The 16974-nt window shown below is 29.3% G+C and carries 13 protein-coding genes and 2 pseudogenes; 11 read left to right on the forward strand and 4 right to left on the reverse strand.

Annotated elements, in window-relative coordinates:
* Positions 1-19: 19 nt before the first annotated feature.
* Both trpS and HGAG_RS00380 read left to right on the forward strand, forming a co-directional pair.
* Positions 20-1108, forward strand: coding sequence for a tryptophan--tRNA ligase (gene trpS, locus HGAG_RS00375; protein WP_019117433.1), 1089 nt, complete (start codon positions 20-22; stop codon positions 1106-1108).
* A gap of 141 nt (positions 1109-1249) precedes the next feature.
* On the forward strand, positions 1250-2500 hold the full coding sequence (locus HGAG_RS00380; protein WP_019117434.1) for a dicarboxylate/amino acid:cation symporter: 1251 nt from the start codon (positions 1250-1252) through the stop codon (positions 2498-2500).
* A 46-nt stretch (positions 2501-2546) separates the two neighbouring features.
* On the opposite strand, the gene HGAG_RS00385 is transcribed toward HGAG_RS00380, so the two are convergent.
* Together HGAG_RS00385 and HGAG_RS00390 are read right to left on the reverse strand one after the other, a co-directional pair.
* The gene (locus tag HGAG_RS00385) at positions 2547-3671 is read right to left on the reverse strand and encodes a HAMP domain-containing sensor histidine kinase (protein WP_019117435.1); all 1125 of its coding nucleotides are present in this window, start codon (positions 3669-3671) and stop codon (positions 2547-2549) included.
* Complete coding sequence (locus tag HGAG_RS00390) at positions 3668-4342, reverse strand: response regulator transcription factor (protein ID WP_019117436.1); 675 nt, start codon at positions 4340-4342, stop codon at positions 3668-3670. Before HGAG_RS00390 ends, HGAG_RS00385 begins: the two co-directional genes overlap by 4 nt.
* Positions 4343-4479: 137 nt before the next feature.
* Here HGAG_RS00390 and HGAG_RS11560 point away from each other — a divergent pair, with 137 nt between their 5' ends.
* The 3 genes from HGAG_RS11560 to HGAG_RS00400 are packed head-to-tail and all read left to right on the forward strand — an operon-like array spanning position 4480 to position 6434.
* Positions 4480-4602 (forward strand): CD1871A family CXXC motif-containing protein, encoded by a 123-nt coding sequence (locus HGAG_RS11560; protein WP_425277031.1) that lies wholly within the window; start codon positions 4480-4482, stop codon positions 4600-4602.
* Positions 4589-5515 (forward strand): 4Fe-4S binding protein, encoded by a 927-nt coding sequence (locus tag HGAG_RS00395; protein WP_019117437.1) that lies wholly within the window; start codon positions 4589-4591, stop codon positions 5513-5515. Before HGAG_RS11560 ends, HGAG_RS00395 begins: the two co-directional genes overlap by 14 nt.
* Positions 5505-6434: a TlpA family protein disulfide reductase gene (locus HGAG_RS00400; RefSeq protein ID WP_019117438.1), complete on the forward strand. Its 930-nt coding sequence runs from the start codon at positions 5505-5507 to the stop codon at positions 6432-6434. Before HGAG_RS00395 ends, HGAG_RS00400 begins: the two co-directional genes overlap by 11 nt.
* A 98-nt stretch (positions 6435-6532) precedes the next feature.
* Here the strand turns inward: HGAG_RS00400 and ppdK are convergent.
* Positions 6533-9164, reverse strand: a pseudogene (gene ppdK, locus HGAG_RS10275) (pyruvate, phosphate dikinase).
* A complete protein-coding gene (locus HGAG_RS00410) occupies positions 9157-9978 on the reverse strand; it encodes a pyruvate, water dikinase regulatory protein (protein WP_019117439.1) in 822 nt (273 codons plus the stop codon). Before HGAG_RS00410 ends, ppdK begins: the two are co-directional and overlap by 8 nt.
* A gap of 447 nt (positions 9979-10425) precedes the next feature.
* On the opposite strand from HGAG_RS00410, the gene HGAG_RS00415 reads away from it, so the two are divergent.
* The 6 genes and pseudogenes from HGAG_RS00415 (at position 10426) to pcp (ending at position 16974) form a co-directional block, all read left to right on the forward strand.
* Entirely contained in the window at positions 10426-13053 is a 2628-nt protein-coding gene (locus HGAG_RS00415) for a valine--tRNA ligase (RefSeq protein WP_019117440.1), read from the forward strand.
* A gap of 112 nt (positions 13054-13165) precedes the next feature.
* Complete coding sequence (locus HGAG_RS10280; RefSeq protein WP_244263781.1) at positions 13166-13780, forward strand: class I SAM-dependent DNA methyltransferase; 615 nt, start codon at positions 13166-13168, stop codon at positions 13778-13780.
* A gap of 2 nt (positions 13781-13782) precedes the next feature.
* On the forward strand, positions 13783-13983 hold the full coding sequence (locus tag HGAG_RS00425; RefSeq protein WP_019117441.1) for a cold-shock protein: 201 nt from the start codon (positions 13783-13785) through the stop codon (positions 13981-13983).
* 1 nt (position 13984) lies between these two features.
* A complete protein-coding gene (locus HGAG_RS00430; protein ID WP_019117442.1) occupies positions 13985-14992 on the forward strand; it encodes an alpha/beta fold hydrolase in 1008 nt (335 codons plus the stop codon).
* A 59-nt stretch (positions 14993-15051) separates the two neighbouring features.
* Complete coding sequence (locus tag HGAG_RS00435; protein ID WP_019117443.1) at positions 15052-16359, forward strand: amidohydrolase; 1308 nt, start codon at positions 15052-15054, stop codon at positions 16357-16359.
* Positions 16334-16974, forward strand: a pseudogene (pcp, locus tag HGAG_RS10285) (pyroglutamyl-peptidase I). The gene HGAG_RS00435 and the pseudogene pcp overlap by 26 nt, the downstream one beginning before the upstream one ends.

Raw genomic sequence — 16974 nt, forward strand, 5'->3', positions numbered from 1 at the left:
TTATTAAAAAGGAGAAAAAATGAAAAATATAATTTTAACTGGAGATAGACCAACAGGAAAACTTCATTTGGGCCATTATGTTGGCTCATTAAAAAATAGGGTTAAAATGCAAAATGAAGGAAATTATGACAAAATGTATGTTATGATTGCCGATGCTCAAGCTCTTACTGATAATTTTGATAATCCAAAAAAAATCAGAGAAAATATTACAGAAGTTATGCTTGATTATTTATCAGTTGGACTTGATCCAAATAAGGTAACATTTTTTGTTCAATCTTATGTAAAAGAGCTTACAGAATTAACTTTTTATTTATTAAATTTAGTTACCCTATCAAGGCTTGAAAGAAATCCTACTGTAAAAAGCGAAATAAAATCTAAAAATTTTGAAACAAGTCTTCCTACTGGATTTTTAATTTATCCTGTTAGCCAAACTTCAGATATTATTTTGTTTGATTCTAATATTGTTCCAGTTGGAGAAGACCAAGAGCCAATGCTTGAACAAGCTAGAGAATTGGTTCGTTCATTTAATAGTACTTACAAAGAAATTTTTAGAGAACCAAAAGCAGTAATTCCAGAAAATAAAGTTTGTAGAAGACTTCCAGGAATTGATGGAAATGCAAAAATGAGTAAGTCTTTGGATAATTGTATTTACTTATCAGATTCAAAAGAAGAAGTAAAGAAAAAAGTAATGTCAATGTTTACAGATCCAGGACATATAAAAATTACAGATCCAGGAAAGGTTGAAGGAAATTCTGTATTTACTTATCTTGATGCTTTTTGTGAAGATTATCATTTTGAAAAATATTTGCCAGAATATAAAAATTTAGATGAATTAAAAGATCATTATAGACGTGGTGGTCTTGGAGATGTGAAAATTAAAAAATTCTTAAATAAAGTTTTGGAAGATTTTCTTGTTCCTGTTAGAGAAAAAAGAGCTTATTATGAAAAAGATATTTCCAAATTATTTGAAATTATGGAAAATGGTTCGAAAGAGGCAAGTGCTTATGGAAAAATGAAACTTGAACAAGTAAAAGACGCTATGGGCATAAATTATTTTGATGATAATAATTTAATTTCTGAACTTCAAAGAAAATATAACCAAAAATAAGAAAAATTGATAATAATTTGTTAAAAAAGTGCAATTTTATTTGCACTTTTTTTCTTTATGTCCTATAATGGATAGGTAGTCACGTTACGAGCTATATATTTTACATAAAAATATAGCTAAAAAAGGAGTGTTTAAATTTTTATGAGTAAATCTGAAAAGAAAAAACTTGGTTTAATACCTAAATTATTGATAGCGATTGCCTTAGGTACTTTAGCTGGTTTATATTTGCCTGAATGGTTTGTAAGAATTGCAGTTACATTCTCATCAATTTTCGGTGCATTTTTAAACTTTGTTATCCCACTTATGATAATCGCTTTTGTTACTAAAGGAATAGCAGATCTTGGAGAAGGAGCTGGAAGGTTACTTGCTGTAACTGTTCTTATTGCTTATACATCAACTATAGTTGGTGGTTCATTATCTTATTTAATGAGTTCAAATATTTTCCCAGCTTTTATTAGTCAAGATCAAGTTGCTAAGATCCAAGCTTCAAGTGAAATTGAAGTTAATCCATTTTTTGAAGTGCCTATCACACCATTTTTTGATGTTACATCAGCAATTATTTTTGCTTTTATGATGGGAATTTCAATTTCTTGGTTAAGAAAACATGGTAAGGGAGAATATTCTTACGGTTTAATTGGAGAATTTAATGAGATAATTACAAAAGTTTTATCAACAGCAATTGTACCATTATTACCATTTTTTATTTTTGGTAATTTCTCAAAAATGGCATTTACAGGTTCTGTATTTGCAGTTCTTTCAATTTTCTGGAAAATATTCTTGTGTGTAATTGCTCTTCACTTATTATACATATCTGCTTTATTTATAATAAATGGTCTTTATACAAAGAAAAATCCTCTTGTTTTAATCAAAAATCAAATCAAAGGATATTTAACAGCTGTTGGAACTCAATCATCTGTTGCTACAATTCCTGTAAACTTAGAATGTGCTAAGTCAAATAGTGTTAGCAAGGGAATAAGAGATTTTGTAATTCCTCTTGGAGCTACAGTTCACATGCCAGGCTCAATGATTACAATTACAGCTTGCACATTTACAATTTTAACCATGTATGGAATGGATCATTCTTATTTATTAATGTTAAGATATATGGCAATTTTGGGAATAGCTATGGTTGCAGCCCCTGGAGCACCAGGTGGAGCTGTAATGAGTGCCCTACCATTTTTACCAGTTGTAGGAATTCCTTCAGAAGGAGAGCTTGCATCATTATTGATTACACTATATCTAACTCAAGATTCATTTGGAACCGCTGCAAATATATCAGGAGATACAGCAATCTCTATTGGTATAGATAAAATATTTAATAAACATATAGTTAAAAATGATGACTACAAAGACGGTTTCAATGATGAAATTATAAATGCTGAAGAAATTTAATTAAAAAACTAGGCTTTGCGCCTAGTTTTTTTGTGCTTAAAATTATTTATAAATTAGAAATTGGTAGGGAAACTTTTATTAGGCTTCCTTTGTCTTTGTCTAAAACTTTAATTTTTCCTCTATGAAGTTTTATTGTTTCTTTTACTAGAGAAAGTCCTAGTCCTGATCCTATTTCTTCATTTGCTTTTATTCTATAAAAGGCTTTGAAGATATTTTCTTTTTCGCTTTTTGCTATTCCTATTCCACTATCTTCTACGTATATTTCTGCAAAATCTTTATTTTTTTTGGAATAAATTTTTACGAATCCATTATTGTTGTTGTATTTTATTGCGTTTTCTATCAAATTATAAAATACTCTATAGATTAGTAAATCACTTCCTTCTATATATATTTCTTGGCAAAGATTTTCTATGTTTATATTTTTTTTGTCGGATATAAATGATAAGTCTTGAATTGCCTCTTCAATTAAAGAGGAAAGCTCTATTTTTTCATTTCTTGTAACTGACCTTAATTCGCTTAAATCTAAAAGGCTTGTTACAAGTTTTGAAAGTCTATCTGATTCGTTTTTTATCATTGTTACAAGATTTTTAATTTCATCTTCATCCATATTTTCTTCTTCGAATAGGTCGATTTGTGAATTTATTATGGTAAGGGGAGTTCTCAACTCGTGAGCTGCTCTTGCTGTAAATTCTCTTTCATTTTTGTAGGATTCGTTTAATCTTTCTAGCATTTGGTTAAAAGATTTGGTTAATTTTTGAAATTCTTTTATTGGATTTTCTTTTACTTCGTAATCGGTTATATTTTTAAGCTGGATTTGCTCAATTTGATTTGAAAATTTATCAAGGGGTTCTAGAAATTTGCCACTTAGAAAGTAGGAAATTATTCCTCCAAAAATTGTAACTAAACTTGTTATTATCCAAGATTTTTTTGAAAAATTATTTTTTGTAATTGTGACTTGGTCTGAAAAATTTGTATCAAAATCGCCAATTTTATCCTTGTCAATATTTATATACAAATCTTCTTTGTTTTCCATCTTATCGACATATCCACCCAAAGAATCTATATAAAAATATGCGGTTTTGTTCATAAAAAAATTCATGGTTAAACTTGTAAGAGCTATCAAAATACTTGTTAAAATGGCGATTCGAAGTCTTAATGACATTTTTTTCATTTTATTTTCCTCAATAAATATCCTATTCCAATCCTATTTTCAATTGGATCATAGCCAAGTTCTTGTTTTAATTTTTTTCTAAGGGCAGATATATGCACCCTTATTGAATTGCTTAATAAATCAACGCTAGAATCCCAAACGTGGTCAATTAATTCTTCTTGGCTTACTGGCCTTCCTTGATTTAAAAGCAAGTATTCCAAAATTCCAGATTCTTTTCTTGTCAATTTTAATTCTTTGTCGTCTATAAAAATTGTCCTATTTTTACTATCAAATTTTATCTTGTCAAAAGAAAGCTCTGTATTATTTTGGATAAAGTTTCTTCTTGTAAGAGATCTAACTCTTGCTTTTAATTCGTCCAAGTGAAATGGCTTTTGCAAAAAATCATTTGCTCCGGCATCAAGACCTTCAACCTTATCTTGGATTTGACTTCTTGCAGATAGGATTAAAACTTTTGTTTCAACATCTTCTTTTCTCAAATTTTTCAAAATTTCCATTCCATCCATATTTGGAAGATTTAAATCTAAAACTATAAGATCATAAGATTCAATTTCTATCATTTCCATAGCATCAAAACCGTCAAAAGCGGATTCAACTTCATAACCTGCATCTTTTAAAGATTTATTTATTGTATTATTTAATATTTTTTCATCTTCTACTATTAATATTTTCATGTTTTCTCCTTTATAAGTATTATATCAAATCATAATAAAATATATGTTAAGAAAATCTTAACAGAAAATTTATATCTAATCTGTTATTATTAATTTGTAAAGAGGTGATTGATATAGAAATTAAGAAAAAGAAAAATATACAAATAGGATTTTTGATCCTTGCAATAGGTTTTATTTCTTATGGAGCCTTCCGTGGAGAAGTAGATACGGTTTTTAGCAAGGCGATAAAATTATGTCTGGAGTGTGTTGGAATTGGATAAGATTAGATCAAAAACTATAGCAAAATTTAGGTGGCTAATCCAAATTTTAGCAAGTCTTATGACAAATATTCACCTTCCTAATTTTTTAAAAGGAGTAATTTATAGGGGGAATATAAAAAAGATTTGCGTTCCTGGACTTAATTGCTATTCTTGCCCAGCAGCAACAGGAGCTTGTCCAATAGGAGCATATCAGGCAGTAGTTGGCTCATCAAAATTCAAATTTTCCTATTATATAAGCGGATTTTTGATTTTTGTTGGAGTAATGGTAGGAAGATTAGTTTGTGGATTTTTGTGTCCATTTGGTTTTATCCAAGAAATTTTACACAAGATTCCATGCAAAAAATTTTCAACAAAAAAATTAAAACCATTAAGATACATAAAATATTTGATACTTGTAGTTGCCGTTATTATTTTGCCAGTTCTTGTAGTAAATGAATTGGGAATGGGCAATCCATATTTTTGTAAGTATATTTGCCCAGCAGGAGTTCTAGAAGGAGCAATCCCGCTTTCCTTAGTAGACACATCAATAAGAGCAAGCTTAGGTTCATTATTTAACCTAAAACTTACAATTTTGATAATAACTGTAATCCTATCAATAATATTTTTTAGACCATTTTGCAAATGGATTTGCCCTTTGGGAGCATTTTATGCCCTATTTAATAAAATATCCCTATTCAAAATTAATTTTGACAACAACAAGTGCATATCCTGCAAAAAATGCGTAAAAGCCTGTAAAATGGATGTAGACGTTAGAAAAGACCAAAACCATACCGAATGTATAAGGTGTGGAATGTGTATCACATCGTGTCCAACCTGTGCCCTCAAATATCAATTTGGACTCGATAAGAAAAAAGAAGAAAATAAAAAAGAAAATTTAAAAGAAGACATTAAAGGAGAAAAAAATGAAATTTAAAAAAGTAAAAGTATTAGCATTATCAGCAACATTAGTATTAGCATTAACAGCTTGTTCAAAACAAGAAAACAAAGACAATATGAACTCAAATCCTTCATCAGTAGAAAAAGTTGAAAGTAATTCAAATAATTCAAATAAGATGGACGATAATAAAGCTAAAATTGACGAGTTGATGAAAAAACAAAATGACATCTTAGCTTCACACGATAAGCAATGGCAAGTAGCATTTTCAAAAGCAGATAAGTCAAGTGCAGAAGATAATAAAGATAAAGGATACGATGCATATTTAAAAGATTTAGTAGAAAAAGCAAAAGATGAATTATCCAAAGAAGACTATGAGCTTTTGACAAAAGACGTAGAAGAAATTGCAAAATTAGAAGAAGAAATTACAAAATTAAAAGCAGGAAACGAAAGCTCATCAAACAAAAAGGAAGATGGAGCAGTTTCAACAAAAGAATTAAAAAAATTCCCAACATTCAATTCAAAAGATTTTGATGGAAATGATGTTACAAAAGACATATTCAAAGATAAAAAATTAACACTCGTAAATTTCTGGTTTAACGGCTGTGCACCATGCGTAGGAGAGCTTCCAAAATTACAACAATTAAATGATGAAATAGAAAAAATAGGTGGACAAGTAATAGGAATAAATTCAGAAGCCAAAGTAGGTGAGGAAGATACAATAAAAGAAGCTAAAAAAATCCTAGAAAAACAAGGAGCAAAATACAAAAATATTACTATAGACAAAGATAGCGAACTTGAAAAATACACAGAAACAATAATGTCATATCCAACATCAATCCTTGTAGATAGCGAAGGAAATATAGTTGGAGATCCAATAGTAGGAGCAATAGACAAAGAAGACAAATACAAAGAAGTAAAAGAAATGATAGAAAAAATAATAAAAGACAAAATGTAGAAAATGAAAATTTTCGAATTTAGATTTATATTATCCTTCTTGATGAATCAAAAATACCAGAGTTTTAAAACTCTGGTATTTTTGTATTAATTTTTAAATTATTTATTTCTTGGATGTTCAATTGCTTCTTGAGCTGCTGCAAGTTTTGCAATTGGAACTCTAAATGGAGAACATGATACATAATCAAGTCCTACATTATATAAATATTTAACAGTAGTAGGTTCTCCGCCGTGTTCTCCACAAATTCCTAAGTGAAGATTTGGATTTGCTTTTTTACCACGTTCAACAGCAGTTTCAACTAAGAAACCAACACCTTTTTGGTCTAGAACTTGGAATGGATCTTTTGCAAAGATATCTTTGTCTAAGTAAAGATCCAAGAATTTACCAGCGTCATCTCTTGAAAGACCAAAAGTCATTTGTGTTAAGTCGTTTGTACCAAATGAGAAGAAGTCAGTAATTTCTCCAATTTGATCAGCTGTTATAGCAGCTCTAGGAATTTCAATCATTGTTCCTAATAAGTAGTCAATTTTCTTTCCTTTTTCTTCAAATACTTTTTCAATTTCTTCTCTTACTTGATTTTTTACATAAGCAAGTTCTTTAACATCAGATGAAAGTGGAATCATTATTTCTGGAACAACATTAATTCCATCTTCATGACAATGCATTGCAGCTTGAATTATAGCACGAGCTTGCATTTTTGAAATTTCGGGATATCTTACGCCAAGTCTTAGTCCTCTAAATCCAAGCATTGGGTTTACTTCTTCAAGATCTAAGATTCTCTTTTTAACTTCAGATATTTCCATATTTAAATCTTCAGCAAGAGTTCTAATTTCTTCTTGTCCTCTTGGTAAAAATTCGTGAAGAGGTGGATCAAGAAGTCTTACAGTAACAGGTCTTTCGCCCATTAGAGAATAAATTTGATAGAAATCATCTTCTTGCATTGGAAGAATTTTATCTAAAGCTTCTTTTCTTGTTTCGAAATTGTGAGCTAAAATCATTTTTCTAACTTGGAAAATTCTATCAGCCTTAAAGAACATGTGTTCAGTTCTACATAAACCAATTCCTTCAGCACCAAATTCTAAAGCTTGTTTAGCATCGTGAGGTGTATCTGCATTAGTTCTTACTTTCATATCACGATATTTGTCAACCCAGCTCATGAATTCTCCAAATGTACCTTCAAGTTTTGGATTTTCAGTTTCTAAAGCTCCAACGTAAATATTTCCAGTAGAACCATCTATTGAAAGTACATCTTGGTCTGAATATTTTTTGCCATCAATTCTTACGAATCTTTCATCTTCATTTACATATATTTCATGAGCACCAGATACACAACATTTTCCCATTCCTCTAGCAACTACAGCAGCGTGGCTTGTCATTCCGCCTCTTGCTGTAAGAATTCCAACTGCTGAAACCATTCCTTCAAGATCTTCTGGAGAAGTTTCTTCACGAACTAAGATTACATTTATACCTTTTGCAGCTCTTTTTTTAGCTTCTTTTGCAGTAAATGCAATGTAACCTACAGCAGCTCCTGGACTTGCTGCAAGACCTTTAGCAACAGGTTTATTTTCTTTTATAGATTTTTGAGAAAGTGTAGGGTGGAGTAGACCATCAAGATCTTTAGGATCAATTCTTAAAACTGCTTCTTTTTCATTAAGAAGTCCTTCATGAACCATATCAACTGCAACTTTTACTGCAGCATGAGCAGTTCTTTTACCGTTTCTTGTTTGAAGTAAGTATAATTGTCCTTCTTGGATTGTAAATTCCATATCTTGCATATCTTTGTAATGTTGTTCAAGTTTTTCTGCAGTATCATGGAATTGATCAAAAACTTCTGGTAATGAATCCTTTAATGTTGCAATTTCTTTTGGTGTTCTAACTCCAGCTACAACGTCTTCGCCTTGAGCGTTCATTAAATATTCACCAAATAATTTATTCTCACCAGTTGCAGGGTTTCTTGAGAAAGCTACACCTGTTCCAGAAGTTTCTCCCATATTTCCAAATACCATTGATTGAACATTTACAGCAGTTCCCATAGAATCATCAATATCATTTAATCTTCTATATAAAATTGCACGTTCATTATTCCAAGATGCAAATACAGCAGTAATAGCTTTGTCTAATTGTTCTCTTGGCTCTTGAGGGAAATCCTCTCCTTCAATATCTTTATAAACTTTTTTGTATTTTTCTACAACATCTTTTAAGTCGTTAGCATCAAGTTCAGTATCTTCTGTTACGCCTTTTTCAACTTTTTTTTGCACTAAGAACCTTTTCAAAATTATTTTTATTGATTCCCATTGCTACATCAGCAAACATTTGAATAAATCTTCTGTAAGAATCGTAAGCGAATCTTTCGTTGTTTGTTTTTTTGCTAAGACCTATAACAGCATCATCATTTAAACCAAGATTTAAAATTGTATCCATCATACCTGGCATAGAAATTGGAGCACCACTTCTTACAGATACAAGGAGTGGATCTTCTGTTGAACCAAAAGTTTTTCCATTATGTTCTTCTAAATCTTTGATGTGATTTGTAATTTCTTTTTTAAGATCTTCCCAGATTTTTTGATCTTCTTTGTAAAATCTTGCACATGCTTCAGTTGTAACCGTAAAACCGTATGGGACATTGATTCCCATATTTGTCATTTCTGCTAGATTTGCGCCTTTACCACCGAGCAAAGAGCGCATGTCCTTGTCGCCTTCGTTAAAATTGTAAACATATTTTTCAGTCATTTTTTTCCCCTTTCCTACTGTTAATATGATTAATTATTATATCAGACGTTTCTTCTATAGATTTATATGTAACATCAATCATGACACAATCTAAATCTTCCATAATCGCTTTGGCATAGTCCAATTCTTTTTGAATTGCTCTTATATCTGAATATTGACTTTTTCCAGATAAGCCCAAACTTTTAAGTCTTTCTTCCCTAAAAGACTTTAAAATATTTTTATCGATAGTTAGACCGAATATTTTCTTGCTATCAATTTCAAAAAGTTCATCGGGCAGGCTAGTATTTAAAAGTATAGGAATATTACAAACTTTATAGCCCTTGCTTGCCATATAAATTGATAATGGCGTTTTAGAAGAACGAGATACTCCAATTATTGCTATATCACAAGCTTTAAGTGACCTAAAATCTTTTCCATCGTCATATTTGATGGCAAAATCTAATGAATTTAATGTTTTAAATCGGTCAGTTTCATAAAGGGACTCTTCAGAAAAAGCATATTTTGGTTCTAATTCAAGTTTTTTAGAAATAGTCCTTATGGAATAGCCGGTTATATCAACATAAGTAATATTATTTAGCTCACAAAAATCATTGATATAAACATTCATCCTTGAATCTTGAAAGGAGTGATAGATAATGAAATTATCGCAAGTTTCAATTATAAAATTTAATATATCTTTAAGAGAATCTATATCTCTTACATCTGGATATATATTTGTAATTGATTCAACATTAAATTGACTAAGAGATACTTTTACAATTTTTTCTGTAGCGTATCCACTTGTGTCAGAGATAATGTTTACACTAAGCTTCATCCTGTCACCTCTTTAATATAAGATTCTATTAATATTATAGCATTTTTAATCAAAAATCCAAGAGCTGAAAACATTTTTCAATCATTAAAACTAATAATTATTAATATTTTACAAATATATTATTTGAATTTTCAACATTAACTTTTACAAGTGAAATTGACAAAAAAATAATTTAAAATATAATAAGAAAAAGAATTGAATAATAAACTTTGACAAAAAGGAGTAGTAGGGGAAATTTTTTAGAGAGAAGACGGATGCTGAAAGTCTTTAAATTGAAACTATGAAGGTTGTTTTGAAATAGTTTAATGTAGCATGCATGAATGCAAATAAGAGCCTTTTTTTAAAAAAAGGAAGATAGGTGGTAACGCGATAATCTCGTCCTTGAGAATTGTGTTACTTTTTTTATTATTTATTTTTAATTTTATATTTTGAAAATAAGGAGAAATTATGCAAACAAAATACGAACCACAAAAATTTGAAAAAGAAATTTATAAAAAATGGGAAGAAGGTGGATATTTTAAGGCAAGAGTTAATGAAAATAAAAAACCATTTACTATTGTTATGCCACCACCAAATATTACAGGAAAATTACACTTGGGCCATGCCCTAAACAATACAATTCAAGATATTATTATTAGATATAAAAGAATGCAAGGTTATGAAGCTTGTTGGATTCCAGGAACAGATCACGCATCTATTTCGACTGAGGCAAAAGTTGTAGAAAAAATAAAAAACGAAGGAAAATCAAAAGATGAACTTGGTCGTGATAAATTTTTGGAAGAATGTTGGGATTGGACAGAAGAATACGGTGGAACAATCAAAAGACAATTAAGAACTGTAGGAGTTTCTTGCGATTGGGATCGTGATTCTTTTACTATGGATAAAAATCTTACAAGAGCTGTAAGAAAAGTTTTCAAAAAAATGTATGATGAGGGATTAATTTATAGGGGAAATAGAATTGTAAATTGGGATCCTGAAGCAAAAACTGCTCTTTCTGATGCAGAAGTTTATCACAAAGACCAAGAAGGACATTTGTGGTATATAAAATATTTCTTTGAAGATAGTAATGATTTTATAACAATTGCTACAACAAGGCCTGAAACAATGCTTGGAGATTTGGCTGTTGCTGTAAATCCAGAAGACGAAAGGTTTAAAGATAAAATTGGGAAGAATTTAATTTTGCCACTTGTAGGCAGAAAAATTCCTTTGATTGAAGATTCTTATGTTGATATGGAATTTGGTACAGGTTGTGTAAAAATCACTCCATCTCATGACCCTAACGATTTTGAAGTTGGAAAAAGACATAAGCTTGGTCAATGCGTAGTTATTGATGAAGGTGCAAAAATTAAAGAAGGGTATGGAAAATATTCTGGTCTTGATAGGTATGATGCTAGAAAACTAATTATTGAAGATTTGGAAAAAGAAAATCTTTTGGTAAAAACTGAAACAATTGAGCATGCAGTAGGATATAGTGAAAGAACAAATGTTGTAATTGAACCATTAATTTCAAAACAATGGTTTGTTAAAATGGAAGATTTGGCAAAGGATGCAATCGAAGTTTATAAAAATGGAGATTTAAATTTAATCCCAGATTCTTTGGGAAAAACCTACATGAATTGGCTAGAAAATATTAGAGATTGGTGTATTTCTAGACAATTATGGTGGGGTCACAGACTTCCAGTTTTCTATACAGAAGATGGAGAAATTATTGTTTCGGAAGATGATCCAGATGAAAATGGATATTTGGATGGGAAAAAAGTCACTCAAGAAGAAGATACTCTAGATACTTGGTTTTCATCAGCTCTTTGGCCTTTTGCAACTTTAGGTTGGCCAGAAGAAACTGAAGATTATAAATATTTCTTCCCAACAGATATTCTTGTAACAGGTTATGATATTATATTTTTCTGGGTTATAAGAATGGTATTTTCTTCACTTTACAATACAAATAAAACTCCTTTTGACCACGTACTTTTCACAGGACTAATTAGAGATCCACAAGGAAGAAAGATGAGTAAGTCTCTTGGAAATGGAGTTGATCCAATTGATGTTGTAAATAAATACGGAGCAGATGCTTTAAGATTTACAATTATTACAGGAAATTCTCCTGGAAATGATATGCGTTACGATGAAAAAAGAATTGTAGCAAGCAGAAATTTTGCCAATAAATTGTGGAATGCTACAAGATTTGTATTGATGAACGTTGATGAAAATGATGATATCGAATTTAAAAATTTAGATTTAAGTCTTGAAGATAAGTGGATTTTAAAAAGATTAAACAATGTTGTTGAAGAAGTTTCTAAAAATCTTGATAAATATGAAATTGGTCTTGCTGCAAGCAGAATTGAAGATTTTATTTGGGAAGAATTTTGCGATTGGTATATTGAATTTGCCAAGGAAAGATTAAATTCTGATGATGAAAATAAAAAAGCTACAGTTAAAAAAGTTTTGCTTTATGTTTTAAAAGATATGATTTCACTTCTTCATCCATTTATGCCATTTATTACTGAAGAAATTTATAAGCAATTACCAAATAAAAAAGATATGCTTATAGTTGAATCTTGGCCACAAGTTAGGGATGATTTTAATTTTGATAGCGAGGCAAGGGTTGTTGATGGAGCAATTGAAGCTATAAAAGCTATAAGAAATCAAAGACAAACTTTAAATCTTGGATCAAAAACAAGACAAGATTTGATAATTTACTCATCTGATGAAAATACAAGAAATTTCCTAGAAATTTTGAAGGGACAATTTGTAAATCTTTCAAAATCTGGAGAGATTTCAATTATAAGCGAAGATAAAGAAGTTGAAGATGCGGTTAGTTTGATTTTTAATGATTTTAAAATTTATATTCCTTTAGAAAATTTAATTGATTATGATAAGGAAAGAAAAAGATTAAAAGATGAAATCAAAAAATTAGAATCCGAAATTAAAAGAGCTGAGGGCAAACTCAACAATCAAGGCTTTGTTTCAAAAGCGCCAGAAGCAGTTGTAAATGAAGAACGTGAAAAATTAGAAAAATATAAAGACTTACTTGAAAAAACTCAAGAATCTTACAAGGAAATAGAAGATAAATAATGTATAAAGATTTTGCTTATATTTATGATAAATTATCTTTTGACCTTGATTATGAAAAATATGCAGAAAATATAAAATCTTTGGTTATTAAAAATAATATAAAAAAGAAAAAATGTTAGAGTTAGCATGCGGAACGGGCATGCTAACCAATCATTTTTTTGATTTTTTTGAAAAAATTGACGCCTTAGACTTATCAAAATCTATGCTTGAAGTTTTTTCGAAAAAATTTCAAGAAGAAAATGTATCTTTGTATAATTATAATATGGTAAATTTTCAAAATGAAAATTCCTATGATTTAATTGTAATCTTGCTTGATTCTATAAATTATATTTTGGATGAAAAAGATTTGAAAAAATTAATAGAAAATTCTTATAAAAATTTGAAAAAAGGTGGACTTTTGATTTTTGATATAAATTCAGAATATAAAATGGAAGAAGTTTTTGGCTCAAAATCTTATATTTATGAGTATGAAGATATTTTTTATACTTGGGATAATATTAAAGATGGCGATATAATTGATATGGAATTAAACTTTTTTGTTGAAAATGAGGACGGAACTTACCAAAGAATTATTGAAAATCAAGTTGAAAGAATTTATTCTGTAGATTTTATGAAAAAAGTTTTAAAAGAAAATAATTTTTCTGAAATTGAAATTTTTGATGAAGATACAATGCAAGAAATCAAAGATGATACTTTGAGAATTTTGTTTAAGGCTAAAAAGGAGTGAATATGGAAGGAAAAGTTAAATTTTTTGATGAGAAAAAAGGATTTGGTTTTATAGAATCAGAAAGTGGCGACTATTTTTTCCATTATTCTGAAATAATTTCTGACAAAGAATATAAAACTATAGAAAATGGTGCAAGGGTTGAATTTGATGTGAAAGATTTGGGCAGGGGAGATACTGCCTTTAATGTGAAAAAAAGGAGTTAAGATGAAATATTTTATTTTGATTTTGTTTTTGATTTTTCTTCCTCAAATTTATTATTTGTATAGGAAAAAAACTTATCTTGATTTAAAAAATGGTTCAAGATTTTTTATCAAAGAAGAAAGTATGATTAATGACAATAGGTGTAAGGTGATTTTGACAAATTCTGATGGTTTTGATATTTATGCTAACCGTTTTGATGTTGAAAATCCAAAAGCTGTTGTTCAAATTGTTCATGGTATGCTTGAACATTCACTTAATTATTTGCATTTTATTAAATTTTTAAATGAAAGAGGTTATGCTGTTATCATTTCTGATAATAGGGGACATGGAAAATCTATTTCTGAAAATCATCCTTCTGGATTTATTAAGGAAAAAGATGAGCTTGTTGACGATCAATTTGTTATAAATAAATATATTAGAATGTATTACAAGGACAAAAAAATTTATATGATAGGTCATTCTATGGGATCTTTGATTTGTAGAAATTATTTGCAAAAATATGATGATACAATTGATAAATTAGTTTTGACAGGAACTGTAGCTTATATTCCAATAGCAAGTCTTGGAATTTTTATTGGAAATATTGTAACATTTTATTTGGGAGAAAAAAGAAAATCTAAAATTCTTGATAAACTTTCTGGAATTTCATCAAAAGATCCATCTTGGATTTCCTATAATGAAGAAAATGTAAAGATTAAAAACAATGACCCAATGCGCCTTGAAGGATTTTTGGCAAGAAGTAATGTTTGCCTGTTTACTCTTGTAAATAATTTAAACAAGAAAAATAAATTTAAGCTAAAAAATAAAAATTTACAAATAGCTTCATTTAATGGAGTTGATGATGACGTTACTGGTGGAGATAAGGGACTATTGAATACAAAAAATATTTTATCTTCTATTGGTTACGAAAATTTATATTTCAAAACTTACGATCACATGAAACATGAAGTTTTAAATGAAGATGAAAGATTTGAAGTTTTTGAAGATATTGATATGTTTTTTAAAAAATGAGTTTAGGCTCATTTTTTTAATGTGATAGGAAAAAATGATTTTTAAAATAGGGAAATAAAATGATTGAAGAAGAGCTTATTAGATTAAGAAGACATTTTCACAAATATGCCGAACCTGCTTGGATGGAATTTTTGACTACTGCAAAAATTATTGAAGAGTTGAAAAATTATAATCTCGACCTTTATTATGGAAAAGAAATTTATTTCAATAAAAGGATGGGACTTCCAGAAAAATCAATTCTAGAGTCTTATAAAAATTCCATTTCTATTTCTGATATAGAAAAAAAGGAAGAAATTTTGGATTCTTACACAGGTCTTATCGCTGTTTTGGATACGAAAAAAATTGGACCAAATATTGGATTTAGATTTGATATAGATGCAAATGAACTTTGCGAAAGTAATTCACTTGGACATTTGCCAAATATTTTAAATTTTTCATCAAAAAATTCTTTTGCCATGCACGCTTGCGGTCACGACGCTCACATGTCAATTGGGATTGAGCTTGCAAAAATTCTTGCATCAAATATAAAAAAATTAAAAGGAAAAATTATTTTTATTTTTCAACCAGCAGAAGAAGGAGTAAGAGGAGCTTATTCTCTAATGAATAATCCGATTATAGATAAACTTGATTATTTGGCGGGCATGCATATTGGAATGGACGTAAAAAGTGGAGAAATTGGTGTGGGAAGTCATGGATTTCTTGCTACAAAAAAAATTGATATTATTTTTAAAGGCAAGGCATCTCATGCTGGAGCAAGTCCCGAAAAAGGTCATAATGCACTTTTGGCTGCATCAAGTGCAGTTTTAAATTTTAATAGTCTTGCTCAACATTCTATGGGAGAGGCAAGAATTAATGTTGGGAAATTAAATGCAGGAAGTGGAAGAAATATAATAGCTAATAAGGCGAAAATCGAAATGGAGATTAGGGGAGAAAATGATCATATAATTTCTTATTTATACGATGGAGTAAATAGAATCGTTGAAGGCTCAGCTATCTCTTATGATTGTTCTTATGAAATAGAAATAAAGGGACAAGCTCCATCACTTATTTCTTATGATGAAGAATTTATAAAAAATCTTAGAAATTATTATAAAGAAAAATCCTACAAACTTGTAGATGCAAATTTGAAAGGCTCTGAAGATATTGCTTATTTATTAAATGAAGTGAGAAAAGCTGGTGGCAAGACAGTTCATTTTATTTTAGGCTCAAATTTAAAAGACAGCCATCACAGCGAAGAATTTGATATTAACGAAAAAGATATGCTAAGAGGAGTCAACCTAATGGTAGATTTTGTAAAATATATAGAAAAAATTGATAAGATTGATTATGAAAGGGTAGAAAATGAAAATATTGCTTACAGGATTTGATCCTTTTGATAAAGAAAAAATAAATCCATCAATTGAACTTGTTAAAAAAGTTGAAGAAAAAATTGAAGGCGCCCAAATTTTTAAAATAGAAATTCCAACAGTTTTCAAAAAATCAGGAGAAATTTTGGAAGAAAATATTAAAAAAATAAGGCCAGATGTAATTTTGTGTATTGGGCAAGCTGGAGGAAGAAGCTCTATTTCTGTTGAAAGAATTGCAATTAATATTGATGATGCAAGAATTTCTGATAATGATGGTAAAAAACCGATTGATGAAAAAATAAGAAGAGACGGAGAAAATGCTTATTTTTCAAATCTTCCAATTAAAAAAATTGTAGAAGAGATAAAAAAGAAAAAATTCCAGCAGAAATTTCAAACTCAGCAGGAACTTTTGTATGTAATCATTTGATGTATGAGGCCTTGTATTTGGCAAAAAAATATAAAAATATAAGAGCAGGATTTATCCATATTCCATATTTACCAGAACAAGTTTTAAATAAAGCGAACACACCTTCAATGGATTTGGAAAATTCTTTAAAAGCAATAAATATTGCCATAAAAACTATAATAAACCATGACGGAGAAGATTTGAAAATTTCTGATGGAAAAATTTCATAA

It is taken from the genome of Anaerococcus obesiensis ph10 (genome assembly GCF_000311745.1).
GTDB classification, from domain to species: Bacteria; Bacillota; Clostridia; order Tissierellales; family Peptoniphilaceae; genus Anaerococcus; species Anaerococcus vaginalis.